We start from the raw sequence: 16,893 nt of genomic DNA on the forward strand, positions 1-16,893 counted from the left end.
GCCGGCGTGGCGCCATAGCCCCCCCAATGTTCAACGCGAATCCCATCATTCCCTGGCTGGGCGGAAAGCGCCGTCTGGCCGACCGTCTCATCCCCCTGTTTCCCCAGCACGAGTGCTACGTCGAGGTCTTCTGCGGCGGCGCGGCTCTCTACTTCCTGCGGCCCATGCCTGCGCGCACCGAAGTGCTCAACGACATCAACGGCGACCTGGTCAACCTGTACCGCGTGGTCCAGCACCACCTCGAAGAGTTCGTGCGGCAGTTCAAGTGGGCCATCAGCAGCCGCGAGGTGTTCAAGTGGCAGCAGATGGCCAGGCCGGAGACGCTGACCGACATTCAGCGCGCCGCGCGCTTCTACTACCTGCAGCAGCATGCCTTTGGCGGCCGCGTGGCTGGCCAGACCTTCGGCACGGCCACGACAGGCCCGGCGATCAACCTGTGCCGCATCGAGGAGCAGCTCAGCGCGGCCCATCTGCGCCTGGCCGGCACCTACGTCGAGAACCTGCCGTGGCTCGATGTCATGCAGCGCTACGACCGCGCCCACACCTTCTTCTATGCCGACCCGCCCTACTGGGACACCGAAGGCTATGGCGTTGACTTCGGCTTCGAGCAGTACGAGCAGCTGGCAGCCTTCATGCGCAGCTGCAAGGGCAAGGTCATGGTCAGCATCAACGACCACCCGGATATCCGGCGCTGCTTCGACGGTTTCTGGATGGAAGGGCTCGACATCCGCTACTCGGTCGGCAACGCACGGGACCAGTCCGAGCGGCCGGCTTCTGGCGAGCTGGTGATCACGAACTGGGAGCCGGCCCTGCTGGGCGGGCTCTTCTAGCCCGGGCGGCACGCCCTTGTTGTGGCCCTGGCGGCCACAACGGCGCAGCGGTGCGCCATGGCCCCCCCACCGGCATCCTGCCGCTTGCATCCGCCCCGATCCGACCGGGCACCTCATCCACTCCGGAGCACCAGAGCAAATGGCAACTGACTACCACCATGGCGTACGCGTCCATGAGATCAACACCGGCGTCCGGCCGATCCGCACGATCAGCACGGCCGTCATCGGCATGGTCGCCGTCGCCGATGACGCCGACGCGGCCTTCTTCCCCGAGGACAAGCCCGTCCTGGTGACCGACATGGCCACGGCCCTGGGCAAGGCGGGCGAAAACGGCACGCTGGCCCGCTCGCTCGACGCGATCGCCGACCAGGCCTCGCCCCTCGTCGTCGTCGTGCGTGCCAAGAAGGGCGCCACCGAGGCTGAGACGAAGTCCAACGTGATCGGCTCGGCCACGCCGGGCGGCAAGTACACCGGCATGAAGGCGCTGCTGAATGCCGAGACCGCGCTCGGCGTGCGCCCGCGCATCCTGGGCGCCCCCGGCCTGGACGAGCTGTCGGTCGCCACGGAGCTGGCCGGCATTGCACAGAAGCTGCGCGCCTTCGGCTACGTGTCGGGTGGCCCCTCGCAGACCAAGGAAGAGGCCATCGCCTACCGCGCCAACTTCGGCCAGCGCGAGCTGATGGTGATCTGGCCCGGCTTCACGGCGTGGGACACGACGGCCAACGCCAGCCGCGACGCCTACGCGATCGCCCGGGCCCTGGGCCTGCGTGCCAAGATCGACGAGGAGATCGGCTGGCACAAGACGCTGTCGAACATGACGGTCAACGGCGTGGAAGGCCTGAGCCATGACGTGCACTGGAACCTGCAGGACCCGGCCACCGACGCCGGTCTGCTCAACGCCAACGAGGTCACCACGCTGATCCGCCGCGACGGCTTCCGCTTCTGGGGCTCGCGCACCTGCACCGAGGATCCGCTGTTCGCCTTCGAGAGCTACACCCGCACCGCCCAGGTGCTGGCGGACACCGTCGCCGAGGCCCATCTGTGGGCCGTGGACAAGCCGCTGAGCCCGGGCCTGGCCAAGGACATCCTCGAGGGCCTGCGGGCAAAGCTGCGCAGCCTGAAGGCCGAGGGCTACCTGATCGACGGCGACGCCTGGCTCAACGAAGAAGTGAACAGCACCGCCACGCTGAAGGAAGGGAAGCTGTTCCTCGACTACGACTACACGCCCGTGCCGCCGCTGGAGAACCTGAACTTCCGCCAGCGCATCACCGACCGCTACCTCGCCGACTTCGCCGGCCGCATGAACGGCTGATCGACCTCTGAACCCCGCGCGGCGCTCGCCGGCGGGGCATCCCCCACGAAAGGAGAGACATGGGACTTCCCCGCCGCCTCAAGCACTTCAACGTTTTCCACCAGGGCGTGAGCTACTTCGGTGACTGCGAGGAGATCGCACTGCCGAAGGTCGCCGTCAAGCTCGACGACTACGCCGGCGCCGGCATGCCTGGCGCCGTCGGCATCGACACCGGCCAGCTGGAGAACCTCGAGATCGAGCACACCTACGGCGGCCTGGTCTTCGAGATCTTCAAGGAGTTCGGCATCACCAAGATCGACGGCGTGTTGCTGCGCTTCGCCGGCAGCTACCAGCGCGACGACACCGGCGAGGTCGACGCCGTCGAGATCGCCGTCCGTGGCCGCCATGCCGAGATGGACCCGGGCAAGGCCAAGGCCGGCGACAAGACCGAGTTCAAGGTGAAGTCGCGCCTCAGCTACTACAAGCTGACGATCAACGGCAAGGACATGATCGAGATCGACCTGGTGAACTTCATCTTCAAGGTCGACGGTACCGACCGCCTGGCTGAGCACCGCAAGGCCATCCAGAAGTAAGCGCCCCAGCTCCCATCCCCTCGCGGCCGGCCGGAGCCGGCCGCTCATCTACCGAGTTCACCATGCAAACCACCAAGCCCATTCCCCTCGAGACGCCGATCAAGCGTGGCGATCAAGTCATTACTGCCGTCACGCTGCGCCGCCCCGACGCTGGCACGCTGCGCGGCACCACGCTGATCGACCTGATGCAGATGGACGTGAGCGCGCTGACGATCGTGCTGCCGCGCATCGCGATGCCCCAGATCACCCAGCAGGACGTGCGCCAGATGGACCCGGCCGACCTCAACGCCCTGGGGCAGGAGGTCGCCGGTTTTTTGCTGAAGAAAGCCGATCTGGCCCGGGCGAAGACGGAGATTGGCGAGACGACGACGGACAGCTCCGCTGGGCCGAACTCCGAGACGCCCCCCAGCGCCTGAAGCTTCCCAACATCGTGGAAGACGCCATGGCGGACATTGCCAGCGTGCTGCACCTGCGGCTCGAGGACATGCACGCCATGACCCTGACCGAGCTGGCCCAGTGGCGCGAGCGCGCCCGGGTCCGCTGTGAATCCGACGACAGCGACACATGAGCCTGAGCCAGAACCTGCGCCTGCAAGTCCTCTTGAAGGCGATCGACAACGCCACGCGCCCGATGCGCGGCGTCTCCAATGAATCCCGTGCACTCTCCCAGGCCCTAAAGGAGAGCCGACAGCGGCTCAAGGAGCTGAACGCCCAGCAGGGCCAGATCGATGCCTTCCGCGCCATCTCGCGAGACGCTGCGATTGCCGGCAACACGCTGAAGCAGGCGCAGGCGCGGGTGCGTCAGCTCAAGGAGGAGATGGCCCGCACCGAGAACCCGACCAAGGCCATGGCGCGAACGCTGGACGAGGCCTCCAGGGCAGCGCGCGACCTCAAGACCCGGCACGGTGAGCTGCAGGCCAAGCAGCAGGCCCTGCGCTCGTCCCTGGCCGGCGCCGGCATCGACACGAAGCAGCTGGCCAGCCACCAGCGCACGCTGAAGCAGGAGGTCGAAGCGACGACGCGGGCCGTCACGCAACAGTCCTCGGCCTTGGCCGCCGCCAAGGAGCAGGCGCGCCAGATGCAGGCCGCACGCTCGACGCGCGATCGCATGCTGGGCACCCGTGACAAGCTCGCGGGCTATGGCGCCGGCATGACGGCCGCGGGCACGGTCACCACCGCTGCTGCAGCTGCGCCTGTCGCGGCTTACGCCCAAGCCGAAGACGCCGCCACCCAGCTGCGCATTGCCATGATGCAGAGCAACGGCAGCGTCTCCAAGGACTTCGAGCTCATCAACGACCTGGCCGTGCAGCTTGGCAACCGCCTGCCTGGCACCACCGCGGACTTCCAGAACATGATGACCATGCTGATCCGGCAGGGCATGAGCTCGAAGGTCATCCTCGGCGGCTTGGGCGAAGCCGCGGCGCTGCTGGCCGTCCAGCTCAAGATGGCTCCGACCGAAGCCGCCGAGTTCGCCAGCAAACTGCAGGACGCCACGCGCACCGCCGACAAGGACATGACGGCCCTGATGGACACGATCCAGAAGAGCTTCTACCTCGGCGTCGACCAGGGGAACATGCTGCAGGGCTTTTCCAAGCTCTCGCCGGCCCTGTCGATCCTGCGCAAGGAAGGCGCCGCGGCGGCCAAGGAACTGGCTCCGCTGCTGGTCATGGCCGACCAGGCCGGGATGGCCGGCGAGGCAGCCGGCAACGCCTATCGCAAGGTGTTCCAGCAGGCCATGGCCGTGGACAAGGTCAAGAAGGCCAATGCGGCCCTGGCCGGTACCGGCATCAAGCTGAACTACTCCGACGGCAAGGGCGAGTTTGGCGGCCTCGAGCAGCTCTTCGCGCAGCTCGCGAAGCTGAAGAGCGTCAACACGGAGAAGCGGTTGAAGGCGCTGAAGGAAGGCTTTGGCGACGACGCCGAGACCCTGCAGGTGCTGACCACGATGATCGAGAAGGGGCTGGACGGCTACCGCGAGGTCCAGGCGAAGATGCAGGCCCAGGCGGACCTGCAGAAGCGCGTGAACGAGCAACTCGGCACGCTGAAGAACCTCTGGGATGCGGCAAGCGGCACGTTCACCAACGCGCTGGCGGCCTTCGGCGCCGCGGTCGCGCCGGAGCTGAAGGGCCTGGTCAACTGGCTGGGGGCCGGCGCCGAGGCGCTGCAGGGCTTCGCCAAGGAGCACCCGGTGCTGGCCGGCGTGATGCTCAAGACGGTCGGCATCTTCGGCATGCTGCTGGTCATCCTGGGCGGCCTGGCGCTGGCCGCGGCCACGGTCATGGGGCCCTTCGCCGCCCTGCAGTTCGGCATGACGGCGCTGGGCATCAAGGGCGTCACCGTGCTGGGCATGCTGGGGAACGCGATCAAGTTCATCGGCTGGATCGGCTCAGCCGTCGGCCGGGCCCTGCTGCTCAACCCGATCGGGCTGATCATCACCGGCATCGCAGTCTCGGCCTACCTGATCTACAGCTACTGGGGGCCGGTCTCTGGCTTCTTCTCCACGCTGTGGGGTGGCATCACGCGCGGCGTCAGCGCCGCCTGGTCCTGGATCACCGGCGTGGTGACCGCCGGTCGCGATGCGCTGAGCAACCTGTTCCTGAACTGGACCCTGCCGGGGCTGATCATCCAGCACTGGGACACTATCGTCGGCTTCGTGGCGGGCCTGCCGCAGCGCTTCATGGCCATGGGCGGGCAAATCATCGACGGGCTGATCGGGGGCATCACGAGCCGCTTCTCGGGCCTGCAGGCGGCCGTCGCCGGCATCGGCGACAGCGTCGTCGGCTGGTTCAAGGAGAAGCTGGGCATCCACTCGCCATCGCGCGTGTTCGCCGAGCTGGGCGGCTTCACGATGCAGGGCCTGCAGATCGGGCTCAACGACAAGGCAGACGGCCCGCTGGACGCGATGAAGGGCATCGCCAAGGGGCTGGCAGCGGCCGGCGCCGGCGTGGCCATCAGCGCCCAGGCCGCGGTGCCGGACATGGTGGACGTTCGCACCCAGGTCGATACCCGGCCACCAGCGGCTGCCGCGCCTATGCAGGGCCAGCTCGGCAGCGCCGCGGCCGTGGCGCCGAGCGCACCTGGTGGCGCCAATCGCATCGAGATCCACGTCCACTCGGCCCCAGGCATGGACGAGGCCGCGCTGGCGCGCCTGGTCATGCAGAAGTTCGAAGAGCTGCAGCGCCAGCGCCAGGTGGCCGGCCGGTCGCGCACGCGGGACTGGGACTGAGCGATGAACGACGCCCTCATGGCCTTCGGCCAGTTCGTTTTCGCGCTCAACACCGCGCCCTACCAGCAGTTGCAGCACGAGCAGGCCTGGCGCCACCCTGGCGCTGCTCGGGTGCTGTCGCGGCCGGCGCACCAGTTCCTCGGCCCGGACGAGGAGACGATCACCCTGTCTGGCGTATTGGTTCCTGAGCTGACGGGGGGCGACTCGGCGCTGAAGACGCTCGAAGACATGGCGGCCCGCGGTAGCCCGGAACCCCTGGTCGAGGGCGGTACCGGGGACCTCCTCGGGCAGTTCATCATCGAGCGGCTGGCGCGCACCCGCTCTCAGTTCATGAGCCAGGGCGAGGCCCGCAGGATCGAGTTCCAGCTCGTGCTCAAGCGCGTGGATGATGACCGCGCCACCGCCAGGCGCACAGGGAAGGCCGCATGACCCAACCCGCTCACCGCCGGCCCAGCTACCGCATCACGCTGAATGGCCGCGACCTGACCCCAACGCTGGACAGCCGCCTGCAATCGCTGACGCTGACCGACAACCGCATGGGCGAGGTCGATCAGCTGGACCTGGTCCTCGATGACACGGACGGTGGCCTCGAGCTGCCGCGGCGTGGCGTCGAGATTCAGGTCTTTCTCGGCTGGGAGGACGAGGGCCTGGTCGACAAGGGCCGCTTCATCGTGGACGAGGTCGAGCACAGCGGCCCGCCCGATCTGCTGAGCATCCGCGCCCGCAGCGCGGACCTACGCAAGAGCCTGACCATCCGGCACGAGCGCTCCTGGCACAGGACGACGGTCGGCGCCATCATCACGAAGCTCGCCCGGGAGAACGAGCTGAAGCCCCTGGTCGCGGCCAGCCTGGCCAAAAAGCCGGTGCCGCACATGGACCAGACCAGCGAATCGGACCTGTCCTTCCTCACCCGGCTGGGGCGGCAGTTCGACGCGCTGGCCACGGTGAAGAACGGCGCGCTGCTGTTCCTGCCGCTGGGCGCGAGCCTCAGTGCCTCAGGCTCCCCGCTGCCGGTGGCCCACATCGAACGCGCGGACGGTGACCGGCACCGCTTCTGCGTGGCCGATGGATGGAGCTACAAGGCCGTCGTCGCCACTTGGCAGGACTCCAAAGGCGCGAAGAAGGGCGAGGTGCTGGTCGAGCTGGGGAAGAACGGCTACCGAGAACTGGGCAAGGGTGCGAAGCCGGACTCGCAGAGCACCAAGGTGCTGCGCCACCAGTACGCGACCAAGGCCAACGCCGTGCGCGCCGCCAAATCCGAGCTGGCGCGCATCCAGCGTAGCGCAGCGACCTTCCACATCAACCTGGCCCAGGGCCAGGGCGAGCTGACCACCGAGCAGCCGGCCACGCTCACGGGCTGGAAGCCAGGCATCGATGGTGCCTCATGGCTCATCAGCAAGGTGACGCACCAGCTCGACGACAACGGCTACACCTCCCAGCTCGAGATGGAGCTGCGGTTGCCGAAGGACGGCAACGCCGAACCGGTCGGTATCGACGAGGGCAGCGAGCGTCCCGCCGAGGCGGTCGACGAATAACGTCAAGGGGTGGATGGGACCTCTCGCCAATGCCCCTCCTCGGTGACCTCAACGCATTCGCGCACGAAGCGATCGGCCATGACGACGACGCTCCCCACCGAGTACTGCCGCCCTCCGAGTGAGCATGTGGCCGGCTGGTCGGCGGCCACCGGCCGCGACGCGGTGCCGAGCGAAGTGACTATGGCAGCCCCCGAGAAGACCAGGCTCACGGTCCATCGATTTGCAAAGGGCGGCCAGCGACTCGGCGCCGGGGCCGGCGCGTCCTCGCCCGCAGCCTGCCGCGTGAGGCCATCGAGCAAGCCCATCACCTCGCCGAACTGCTGCCGCGGCACATCGTCCATGCGCTCGAAGCCGCACTCGGCCAGCACCACTTTGTAGACGTCAAGCCTCGACAGGCCCGTTGCCTCGCACGTCTGACCGACCTTGTCGGCCACGGCCTTACGCTGCAAGGCGGTCAGCATCGGCGTGGGCTTTTCCGACCAGATGTTCGTGATCTTGATCGAGCGGTCGATCGAACGGACCGTCCCGCCCGCCACCAGTTGCCCAACGTTCGTCGCCTCAATCGATGGCGCTGCTTTGTCTTCTCTCATCGCACCTTGAATCCCAATGACAAAGGCGCGCCGGGTGGCGCGCCTCCATCCGGGCGGTGTCGGGCAGCACTATCTTCTGCGGCGGCCCCCTCCAACGCTGAAAGAGGCCTGACTCTGGTCGACCTGGCCGCCTGTGATGGTCTGGCCAACATCGCCCTTGATAAGCACCCGTCCCTCGTCAGAGGGCGGCTGTGCCAAGTTGTAACCGCGGATCATACCGAGCACCCCTGCGCGCCCTCGGTCATCGAGCGTGCGGAAGTTCACGACCAGATCCATCTCCACTGGGCTCAACTTCCCAGCGTCGACTTCCCCCGTGAGCAGGTACATCACGTCGACGCCGGCCTCTTGCAGCCCGGTAATCGTCGTGACGTCCATCGGGCGCTCCCCCGCCTCGTACCCAGTCAGCGAGCGCTTCGACACCCCTGCCAGGACCGCCATGCGCTCCTGCGTCATCTCGAGCCGCTTCCGCTCGGCGAGCAGGCGCTGGCCGATTTCTAGCAAGATGTTGCGCTTTTCTATTGCCATGTGGACACCATTTGCTTACCATCCGTGTCATGTCGTGTTTCACAGTGGAATCTAACCCAGCCATGAGCCGCTCTGACATTCCCTCTCGGACCCCCAACGGCATCTGGGACCGCACCAAGCCCCCGGTCCCGCTGCGGATGAGCGCCGAGGAGCACGCCGCCCTTGAGCGCCTGGCCTCTTCCGAGTCGCGCTCCAAGAGCAGCATGGCTCGCCTGGTCTTCCTGCATGGTCTTCAGACCTGGGATGCGCCAGAAAGCCAAGCCACAGCATCGGCCTAAGCCCTCATCTTGACTACCACCGAACAGCGGGATCGATCAGTGGACAGAATCCGGAATTCCTATCAGGCCATGTGCCGCTCCATGGCGGGCGGCTGGACCACGATGGCCGCCAGCCTGGGCCTGAGCAAAGACGCGCTCGAGAACCGTGTCTATGAGCGCAAGGGCCAGTCCGTGGATGTGCACCTGGCTCTGCAGATGCAGGCCAACAGCGGCACCCAGCTGTTCGCCGAGGCCATCGCAGCAGAGTCGGGCGGCGTCTTCATCGAGGTGCCCGAATTCGAGATCCCGGGCGACGAGGAGATCCAGGCGGTCTACATGGACCTGGTCGAAGAGGTCGGCCGCCTGGCACGCGAATGGCGCGACGTCACTGCCGACGGCGAGGTCGATGCCCGCGAGCGTGCCCGCCTCGAGGAGATCCGCGAAGCCATCTGCACCAAGGTGACCCGCGTGAACCAGCTGACCTTCGCGGTCTTCTGCCGACCGGAGGTGAAGGCCTGATGCGCTGCAACACCATCCGCTGCGCTCACTGCGATTCCAGCGCCACCATCCGCACCAGCCGCCAGATGACGCCCACCTGCCGAGAGCTGTACTTCCAATGCCAGAACGTCGAATGCGGCCACACCTTCTCGGCCGTGCTCGAGGTGACCCGGACGATCGTGCCGAGCCAGACGCCGAACCCCGCGGTCTACATCCCAATGAGCCCGCGCAAGGCCCAGCAGCCTAGCCAAGAGGCTGTCTCAGCGCCCAACTAGGCGCGCACCGCCCCCATACCACACGCCACACCCACACGCCCGTTAAGCGGGCGTGCGGGCCCCGCTTTGCCTGTGAAAAGCTGAAAGATGGAACCCAAGCTGCGCGAGAAGATCCTGGAGCGCCTGGACCGGGACTTCAAGTTCAAAGAGAACAAGGACTGGCTCCAGCAGGGCGAATGCCCGTCCTGCCACAAGAAGGAGCTGTACACGAGCAAGGAGCACCCCTGGGTGCTGCGCTGCAACCGCATCAACCACTGCGGCCACGAGGAGCACATCAAGGACTTGTACAGCGACCTGTTCGAGTCCTGGTCCGATCGCTATCCGCCGGCACCGGAGAACCCCAACGCCTCGGCCGATGCCTACATGCGCGACGCTCGCGGCTTCGAGATCGCCACGCTGAAGGGCTGGTACACGCAGGAGTCCTTCTTCGACCGCGAGAAGAACATCGGCACGGCCACGGTCCGCTTCCAGCTCGGCCAGGGCGTCTGGTGGGAGCGCTTCATCGACAAGGCCTATCGCTTCGGCAAGCAAAAGGCCAATTTCCGCGGCAGCTATGGCGGCATGTGGTGGTGCCCGCCCAGCGTGAACCTGGCGAACCCGGATATCAGGCGCATCTGGATCGTCGAGGGCATCTTCGACGCCATCGCGCTGGTGCACAAGGGCGAGGCGGCCGTGGCCGCCATGAGCACCAACAACTACCCGGGCGATGCGCTCGAGGCGCTGGCCAAGGCCATCGAGCTCAACGGCGGCCGTCGCCCCGAACTGGTCTGGGGCTTTGACGGAGACAAGGCCGGCCGCAGCTTCACCCGCAAGTACGTCACGCGCTGCCGCGAAGAGGGCTGGACGGCCACGGCCGCGCAGATCCCCACCTACCGCGGCAAGAAGCGCGACTGGAATGACCTGCTGCAGGCCGACAGGCTCGATGAGCAAAACATCGAGGAGTACCTGTACCACGGCGCCCTGCTGATCGCCCAGACGGCCCAGGTCAAGGCCAACCTGATCTATTCGCGCACCGGCGCGGTCCAGTTCAGCTTCACCTTCGAGCAGAAGCTGTACTGGTTCAAGCTGGACCTGGACGCCTTCGACAAGTCGATCAAGGCGATCGAGGAGAAGCACCCGGACCTGGGCCGCGACGAGCTGCGCGAGATGGCCCTCAAGGAAGCCAACTGCGTCCGCAGCATCTGCAACTGCCAGCCCGAGCCCCTGTACTACCTGAAGAACGAGGTCACCGACGAGGCCTGGTACTACTTCCGCGTGGACTTCCCCCACGACGGGCCCAGCGTCAAGGGCACCTTCAGCGCTGGCCAGCTGTGCGCCCCGGCCGAGTTCAAGAAGCGGCTGCTGCACCTGGGCGCCGGCGCCATCTGGGAGGGCACGTCGGGCCAACTGGACCGCCTGCTGAGCCAGTGGACCACCGGCATCAAGACTGTGAAGACCGTGGACTTCATCGGCTACAGCGCCGAGCACAAGGCCTACATCTTCACCGACGTGGCGATCGCCGGCGAGAAGGTGATCGAGCAGAACGACGAGGACTACTTCGACATCGGCAAGCTGGCCATCAAGAGCCTGAGCAAGTCGGTCAAGCTGGCCATCAATCCGGACCTGAAGGCGCACCGCACCGACTGGCTCGACAAGCTCTACACCTGCTACGGGCCGCGGGGCATCGTGGTCCTGGCCTATTGGCTGGGAACGCTGTACGCAGAGCAGATCCGCGACCGCTTCGAGAGCTGGCCCTTCGTCGAGATCGTCGGCGAGCCCGGCTCTGGCAAGACCACGTTGATCGAGACGCTGTGGAAGCTGCTGGGCCGCGAGGGCTACGAAGGCTTCGATCCGCAGAAGGGCTCGATGGTGGGCTTCCTGCGGAGCATGGCCCAGGTGTCGAACCTGCCCGTGGTGCTGATCGAGTCCGACCGCTCCGACGATGGCGACAACGCCCAGGGCCGGCCCAAACAGGCCTTCCACTGGGACAGCCTGAAGAGCCTCTACAACGGCGGCAACCTCCGCACCACCGGCGTGAAGTCCGGCGGCCTGGACACCTATGAGCCGCAGTTCCGCGCGGCCCTGGTGATCGCTCAGAACGCGCCTGTGAGCGCTTCGGCGGCCATCATGGAGCGCCTGGTGCACGTCTACTTCGACAAGAGCCGCCAGAGCGATGCCGGCCGCGAAGCGGGCATTGCGCTGGCCCGCACGACGGCCGCCGAGATGAGCGGCTTCCTCGTGAAGGCCACCACCAAGGCCCCGGTGCTGCAGCAGCTCGAGGCGATGCAGCGCGAGTACGAGAAGCGCCTGGCGACGGCAGGCGTCCAGAACCTGCGGGTGCAGAAGAACCACGCCCAGCTGATGTGCTGCGTGGACGCCCTCAAGGCCGCGGCGCCGGTCACCACGGCACAGGTCGACGAGGCGAAAGACATGCTGGTGCAGCTGGCCCTCGCCCGCGAGAAGGCACTGGCCCGCGAGCACCCGCTGGTCGAGCAATTCTGGGAGTCGTTCGATTACCTGGACGGCACCAACGAAGACGGCACCGGCGAGGCCATGCTGAACCACAGCCGCACCGCCGACGTGATCGCGGTGAACCTCAACCACTACGTGCAGCTGGCCGCCGAGCGTCGTCAGCAGATCCCGTCGATGACCGACCTGAAGCGGGTACTGAAGACCAGCCGCGAGCGCCGCTTCATCGACGTGAAGACCGTCAACAGCGCCATCCACGAGCGCTTCAACGAACAGCGCAGCCGGCATGAGGGGGTGAAGCCCAAGACCCTCAAGTGCTGGGTGTTTCAAGACCCGCGCCACCGCGCGGCCCGCCCATGACACGGCGGCCCTACGGCCAGGGCCCGCCTGCCCTGCTCGCTTCGACCACCACCAATCAACCACGGGAGAACCGCCATGAGTAGCTTGTTTGCAGATGCCCTGAAGTCGACGGCCGAAACCTTCCTGAACCGCCTGCGCGACGTGATCAACGCCGAGCCCGCCATCGCCATCGCGGAGCGCCTGATGTCGGCGCTGAACGCCACCGGCATCCGCACCGAGGCCCACTACATGCCGAAGACCGGCGTACTGCTGGTCTGCCTCATCGAAGCCGCCGACGTGGGCGCCGCCACGGCCGTCATGCAGGACGAGTGCCGGGCGCTGGGCCTGGGCGCGTCGCCCGACGGCAAGCGCGCCTTCGTGATCCACGCGACGGGCACGCCTGGCCCGGCCCGCATCCGCCTCGAATGGAAGGGCACGCAATGACGATCGTCACCAAGGAAGCAGTGCGCCGCGAGGTCGAGCGCATCACCAAGGCGAACTACGGCTTCGAGCCGGACGAGATCCACATCCTGGCCGCAGCCAGCCTGTGCCTGCCCATCGAGGCGGTGCAGCAGGTGATGGCCGAGGCCGCCAACTGAAAGTGCACCATGAACCACCTGCAGATCCTCAGCAGCATTCCCACCCTCGCGCAGGCCGCCCACGGCGCCGGCAAGCTGTCGGAGCACGAGCGCCAGCTCGAGCTGGTCCCCAGCGAGAAAGCCCTCGCAGCGCTCACATTGGGCGACTTCAGCATCCAACAGTGGCGCCACCTGGCGGACGCGGCCAACGTCAGCGAGATGCTGACCGAGCTGCAGATCGCCGGCAACCTGCGCCACATGGTCGACGAGGGCCATGCCGCCATCGCCGAGCTGATCGCCAGCCATCAAGCCACCGGCGTCTGGGCGGCCAACGCCGACCAGCTGCAGCGCATCAATGACATGCGCTTCGTCTTCCGCGTCCAGCTTGAGCACTGCAGCCGCCGTGAACTGGACCGCGCCAAGCACAAGGTGCGCGAGTTCATCCGCCAGGTGAACGCCGGCAAGACGCCGCGCAACTGCATCGTCCACGGCCAGGCCGTGACCACCACCAGCCACTGAGGAGCCCCCCATGAAGGCATCGAACCTGACCACGCCCCGCACCCTGGCCGCCTGCCAGTTCGTTTCCAATGCCAGCCCCCTGCCACGCCCGGGCCGGCGTGCTCGCAGCCGCGCGGTGCTGGGCCTGATGCGAGCCCTGCTGTCGCCCTTCACGGCGCCGGCGGCGCCGCTCCCGGACATGGTCTGGCACAGCAAGATCGGCCAGCGCGTGCGCTACAACGGCCACCCGCACATGGTCACCGGCGCCCAGCGCGTGGCCGACAACCCCTCGCTGCTGCGCTACCGCCTGCTGCCCCTGGGCGGCCAGGTCGAGATCTGGTCCGAGCCGCGCCCGACGCTGGAGGCGGCATGAGCGAGTACAGCGTCACCATCAAGTTCGAGACGGAACGCCTGCAGAACTACACCGACGAGCACCTCGCGCAGCTCTGGCACCTGTGCCAGGCCAACCCCGCCCCCACGGGCGACAAAACCGCGGGCCTGATGACCGCCCACGTCGGCGCCGAGATCCTCCGCCGTTGGCTGACCGCCCAGGCCCCGTCCCTGCATTGCCATCGCGAGGCCGACTTCTACTGGAAGACGCTCGTCGAGCATGGCAAGTGGGAGAGCACCGAGGACGGCGGAAAGCGCTGGACACCAAGCGCGTTGCCACGGCCCGAGGAGGCCCACGGCCGTATCACCGTGCTGAGCAAGCCCATCGCAAACTGATAACCCAGCGGCCGGGCGACCGGCCGCCTTCAACCATGCAATTCGACAGCAACGTGAGCAGCTCGGCAGGCGGCGACTCGCTCGCAATCGGTGGGCACCTTCAGCCCATCTGGAATCGCCTCCCCTGCAACCGCGCCATGGTCCTGGCCATCCTCAACCGGACCAAGCTTCAAACCAGGCGCGGGATCAACCTCCCGAAGTGCCTGACCTGGGGCAAGGACTTCGCAGGCCAAATCGAAGTGGCGGCGGGCAAGCACCGCGGCAGCAGCTTCGACGTGGACGAACTGCGGACGCCCTACGGCCGCCGCGGCGATTGCCTCTGGGTCACCGAAGCGTGGCGAGTGCCTGCTGCCTACGATCAGGTGGCGCCGCGCGACCTCCCAAGGGCAGTCAACGTCCGCTACGAGGCGGACGGCTACCAGCGCATCGGAACGGCAACACGGGAGGCTCTGAGCGAGCCCTGGGGAAAGTTGCGTCCCGGCATGTTCATGCTGAGACGGGCCAGCAGGATCTCGCTGGAGGTGCAGGGCGTCCGTGCGGAGCTGCTGCATGACATCAGCGAGGCTGATGCGATGGCTGAGGGCGTGGTTTACGACCCAGGTGAGGGCGGCACCTTCCATGTGCCCGGTCTGGGCGGCTGCGCTGCAGACAGCGCGGCCGGGGCGTTTCGGAAGCTCTGGGAGCAGATCAACGGCACGGAGTCCTGGGCCGCGAACCCCTGGGTCTGGGTGGTCGAGTTCAAGAAGCTGGAGAACCGAGATGCATGAGCACATCAATCCTTCGGCGCAGGCCGGCGACTTGCCTGCTGAGCCTGGCGAAGTCCATGCGCATGGGGTTGGCCCTGCAGACGTCGACGAGGCGCTTGCGACGCAGCTGGACGGCGGCGAAGGCAATCTTGGCGGGGTGGGTCATGATGAGTCCTTTGCAGTGAATCGGGACTCCATGATTGCCCAGGACTCGAGTTCCAAAGATACGGCCCGCCCCCGCTCCCTGGATGCGATGGAGGAGGATTGCGGCGAGGGCATGGCGACCCACTCTACATCACTGCATGTGGGGCAAATGCAGCCGCCCGATGACTACCGCCCAAAGAAGGAGAAAGGCCGATGAGCTTTGCCAACATCATCCTCAACCGGGAGCAGGCCGCTGAGGCGATGAGCCTGGCGCTCTCCACCTTCGAGGAGGGCGTCCGGCAGGGCCTGTATCCCAGGCCTAGGAAGCTCTCCGCGAATCGGGTTGGCTGGCTCCGAAAGGACCTGGAGCGCGCAGCTGAGGCCCTGCCCGAATCGGACCTGCCACCGCCGCCAAACACTGGCGCCAGCAAGCGCAAGGCCAAGGCAGAGGCTTAGGGCCTGGCCGCGGCAGCTGAGGCCTCCCACCTCGCGGCGATCTCGCCCAACCAGTGCCGCCGCTCCTTGTCATAACCGTACCTGTCGTAGACGCCGGCCACGCCAGACTGGATGTGCCCCAGGACCGCCTCCGCAACGTTCTCGGGGCACCCCATGGCCGACAGGTGCGTCCGCACCGTCCGGCGCAAGTCGTGAGGCCCGAAGGCTGGGAAGTCATGCGGAAACCTCGCCCGGCGATGCTCCGGCCTGCTGGTGTTGTTCGGCCGGTGATGCCAGACCGCCACGCCGATCACTTTCTGCTGCACGTGTGGCACCTTGGCCGACTTGTTTACCGCTGGCCAGATCCATCCGCCCTCACCGGCGGCGCCACGGCGACGCCGGATGATCTCAGCGGCCCGGCCGAGCAAGGGTACGCGCAGGTCCATCGCGAGCTCATGCCGGCGCATCTTCTGCTTGGCCGCGGGGATGGTCCACCAGAGGCCGTCAGGTTCTTCGGTCAGCTCCTTGGCCTCCATCATGCAGATCTCCACGCCCCGGGTGCCCGTCCACAGGTAGAGCGTCAGCAACTCCTCGACCAGTCTCGACATGTTCGGCAGGAAGCGCAGCAGCACCCCGACCTGATCGAGGGTCAGCACCACCTTCTCTGCCCGGCCCTGGTGTTCATGATCGCCATCCAGTCCCTGCGTGTAGACCTTGCCCTTTGACTTCAGTTGCCCGCGCAAGATGAGGCGCCACCAGTTGGGCACTTCCTCGGAAAGCCGGCCCGAGTCATGGCCCCACTCCCAGGCCGCCCCCAGCAGCCGGCGTAGGTTTGCCGCGGCCACCGGGAAGCTACGCTTGGCGTCGATGAGGTCGTAGGCCTGGGCCCGCGTGACGCCGGCCGCGGGCACGTCAGCAAGATCCCCCAGCTGGTTCTCGGCAACGCTGCGCGCCTCCACCAGGTGCTTCCGGGTGATGTTGCCCTCCAGCTTGCGGTCGATGTAGGCATACAGGAGCCGCTTCACCGTCAGGACCTGCTCTGCCTTTTCGGGGGCCTTCTCCGTGGCGCGCGCCAGGCGCTTCTCCGAGGCCGGGCAGCGGCCAGCGTCCCGCACCGCTTTGGCATCGCCCCAGGCGGCGAAAGCCTGGGCCAGGCCCATCTCGGGCCATGCTCCCAGCTTTAGCTGCTTCATCAGGCCGTTGATCGGACTCTTGTACCGGTATGCCCAGGTCCGGGTGCTGCCCGTTGCCTCCAGGCGCAGGCCTGGAGCGTCATTCACCGTAAGATGTTGCCCGGCTGCCAACTGCTTGGCCGCCCGCGCGTCAAAGGTCGCCATCCGCCTCCCCTCCGGTAGAACCT

The 16,893-nt window shown here is 66.9% G+C and carries 23 protein-coding genes; 20 read left to right on the forward strand and 3 right to left on the reverse strand.

All coding sequences use genetic code 11. From position 1 onward, the window contains the following. The first annotated feature begins 26 nt into the window (after window positions 1-26). The 8 genes from ABDJ40_RS14745 to ABDJ40_RS14780 all read left to right on the forward strand — a co-directional run bounded on the left by ABDJ40_RS14745 (window position 27) and on the right by ABDJ40_RS14780 (window position 7,474). Window positions 27-830 carry a DNA adenine methylase gene (locus tag ABDJ40_RS14745; protein ID WP_347610949.1) on the forward strand — a complete coding sequence of 268 codons (804 nt, stop codon included), beginning with the start codon at window positions 27-29 and terminating at the stop codon, window positions 828-830. A 139-nt stretch (window positions 831-969) separates the two neighbouring features. After that, entirely contained in the window at window positions 970-2,142 is a 1,173-nt protein-coding gene (locus tag ABDJ40_RS14750; protein WP_347610951.1) for a phage tail sheath protein, read from the forward strand. Between the two features lie 59 nt (window positions 2,143-2,201). After that, entirely contained in the window at window positions 2,202-2,714 is a 513-nt protein-coding gene (locus ABDJ40_RS14755; RefSeq protein WP_347610954.1) for a phage major tail tube protein, read from the forward strand. A 62-nt stretch (window positions 2,715-2,776) separates the two neighbouring features. Further along, window positions 2,777-3,130: a phage tail assembly protein gene (locus ABDJ40_RS14760; protein ID WP_347610956.1), complete on the forward strand. Its 354-nt coding sequence runs from the start codon at window positions 2,777-2,779 to the stop codon at window positions 3,128-3,130. 26 nt (window positions 3,131-3,156) lie between these two features. After that, entirely contained in the window at window positions 3,157-3,282 is a 126-nt protein-coding gene (locus ABDJ40_RS14765) for a GpE family phage tail protein (protein WP_347610959.1), read from the forward strand. Beyond that, window positions 3,279-5,939: a phage tail tape measure protein gene (locus ABDJ40_RS14770; protein ID WP_347610961.1), complete on the forward strand. Its 2,661-nt coding sequence runs from the start codon at window positions 3,279-3,281 to the stop codon at window positions 5,937-5,939. Before ABDJ40_RS14765 ends, ABDJ40_RS14770 begins: the two co-directional genes overlap by 4 nt. Window positions 5,940-5,942: 3 nt before the next feature. Further along, window positions 5,943-6,368 (forward strand): phage tail protein, encoded by a 426-nt coding sequence (locus ABDJ40_RS14775; protein ID WP_347610963.1) that lies wholly within the window; start codon window positions 5,943-5,945, stop codon window positions 6,366-6,368. After that, on the forward strand, window positions 6,365-7,474 hold the full coding sequence (locus tag ABDJ40_RS14780) for a phage late control D family protein (protein ID WP_347610965.1): 1,110 nt from the start codon (window positions 6,365-6,367) through the stop codon (window positions 7,472-7,474). The genes ABDJ40_RS14775 and ABDJ40_RS14780 overlap by 4 nt, the downstream gene beginning before the upstream one ends. A gap of 2 nt (window positions 7,475-7,476) precedes the next feature. Here the strand turns inward: ABDJ40_RS14780 and ABDJ40_RS14785 are convergent, their stop codons facing one another. Both ABDJ40_RS14785 and ABDJ40_RS14790 read right to left on the reverse strand, forming a co-directional pair. Next, complete coding sequence (locus ABDJ40_RS14785; RefSeq protein ID WP_347610967.1) at window positions 7,477-8,064, reverse strand: hypothetical protein; 588 nt, start codon at window positions 8,062-8,064, stop codon at window positions 7,477-7,479. 69 nt (window positions 8,065-8,133) lie between these two features. Further along, window positions 8,134-8,589, reverse strand: coding sequence for a helix-turn-helix domain-containing protein (locus tag ABDJ40_RS14790; RefSeq protein ID WP_347610969.1), 456 nt, complete (start codon window positions 8,587-8,589; stop codon window positions 8,134-8,136). 62 nt (window positions 8,590-8,651) lie between these two features. Between ABDJ40_RS14790 and ABDJ40_RS14795 the strand changes: the two genes are divergently transcribed. The 12 genes from ABDJ40_RS14795 to ABDJ40_RS14850 all read left to right on the forward strand — a co-directional run bounded on the left by ABDJ40_RS14795 (window position 8,652) and on the right by ABDJ40_RS14850 (window position 15,554). Continuing rightward, complete coding sequence (locus tag ABDJ40_RS14795; protein ID WP_347610971.1) at window positions 8,652-8,867, forward strand: hypothetical protein; 216 nt, start codon at window positions 8,652-8,654, stop codon at window positions 8,865-8,867. 39 nt (window positions 8,868-8,906) lie between these two features. After that, window positions 8,907-9,365 (forward strand): YmfL family putative regulatory protein, encoded by a 459-nt coding sequence (locus ABDJ40_RS14800; RefSeq protein ID WP_347610973.1) that lies wholly within the window; start codon window positions 8,907-8,909, stop codon window positions 9,363-9,365. Next, window positions 9,365-9,619, forward strand: coding sequence for an Ogr/Delta-like zinc finger protein (locus ABDJ40_RS14805; protein WP_347610975.1), 255 nt, complete (start codon window positions 9,365-9,367; stop codon window positions 9,617-9,619). Before ABDJ40_RS14800 ends, ABDJ40_RS14805 begins: the two co-directional genes overlap by 1 nt. 87 nt (window positions 9,620-9,706) lie before the next feature. Beyond that, window positions 9,707-12,427 carry a toprim domain-containing protein gene (locus tag ABDJ40_RS14810; RefSeq protein ID WP_347610977.1) on the forward strand — a complete coding sequence of 907 codons (2,721 nt, stop codon included), beginning with the start codon at window positions 9,707-9,709 and terminating at the stop codon, window positions 12,425-12,427. A 75-nt stretch (window positions 12,428-12,502) separates the two neighbouring features. Then, window positions 12,503-12,850, forward strand: coding sequence for a hypothetical protein (locus ABDJ40_RS14815; protein WP_347610979.1), 348 nt, complete (start codon window positions 12,503-12,505; stop codon window positions 12,848-12,850). Further along, entirely contained in the window at window positions 12,847-13,005 is a 159-nt protein-coding gene (locus ABDJ40_RS14820) for a hypothetical protein (protein ID WP_347610981.1), read from the forward strand. The genes ABDJ40_RS14815 and ABDJ40_RS14820 overlap by 4 nt, the downstream gene beginning before the upstream one ends. A 9-nt stretch (window positions 13,006-13,014) precedes the next feature. After that, on the forward strand, window positions 13,015-13,503 hold the full coding sequence (locus tag ABDJ40_RS14825; RefSeq protein ID WP_347610983.1) for a hypothetical protein: 489 nt from the start codon (window positions 13,015-13,017) through the stop codon (window positions 13,501-13,503). Between the two features lie 10 nt (window positions 13,504-13,513). Further along, a complete protein-coding gene (locus ABDJ40_RS14830; protein WP_347610985.1) occupies window positions 13,514-13,855 on the forward strand; it encodes a hypothetical protein in 342 nt (113 codons plus the stop codon). Next, complete coding sequence (locus ABDJ40_RS14835) at window positions 13,852-14,208, forward strand: hypothetical protein (RefSeq protein ID WP_347610987.1); 357 nt, start codon at window positions 13,852-13,854, stop codon at window positions 14,206-14,208. The genes ABDJ40_RS14830 and ABDJ40_RS14835 overlap by 4 nt, the downstream gene beginning before the upstream one ends. 35 nt (window positions 14,209-14,243) lie before the next feature. Further along, window positions 14,244-14,975, forward strand: coding sequence for a hypothetical protein (locus ABDJ40_RS14840; protein WP_347610989.1), 732 nt, complete (start codon window positions 14,244-14,246; stop codon window positions 14,973-14,975). Then, window positions 14,968-15,315 (forward strand): hypothetical protein, encoded by a 348-nt coding sequence (locus ABDJ40_RS14845; RefSeq protein ID WP_347610991.1) that lies wholly within the window; start codon window positions 14,968-14,970, stop codon window positions 15,313-15,315. The genes ABDJ40_RS14840 and ABDJ40_RS14845 overlap by 8 nt, the downstream gene beginning before the upstream one ends. Further along, entirely contained in the window at window positions 15,312-15,554 is a 243-nt protein-coding gene (locus tag ABDJ40_RS14850) for a helix-turn-helix transcriptional regulator (protein ID WP_347610993.1), read from the forward strand. The genes ABDJ40_RS14845 and ABDJ40_RS14850 overlap by 4 nt, the downstream gene beginning before the upstream one ends. Here the strand turns inward: ABDJ40_RS14850 and ABDJ40_RS14855 are convergent. Next, window positions 15,551-16,870: a tyrosine-type recombinase/integrase gene (locus tag ABDJ40_RS14855; RefSeq protein WP_347610995.1), complete on the reverse strand. Its 1,320-nt coding sequence runs from the start codon at window positions 16,868-16,870 to the stop codon at window positions 15,551-15,553. The genes ABDJ40_RS14850 and ABDJ40_RS14855 overlap by 4 nt on opposite strands. Window positions 16,871-16,893 lie beyond the last annotated feature (23 nt).

This window comes from Roseateles flavus, assembly GCF_039872765.1.
GTDB lineage: Bacteria > Pseudomonadota > Gammaproteobacteria > Burkholderiales > Burkholderiaceae_C > Roseateles_B > Roseateles_B flavus.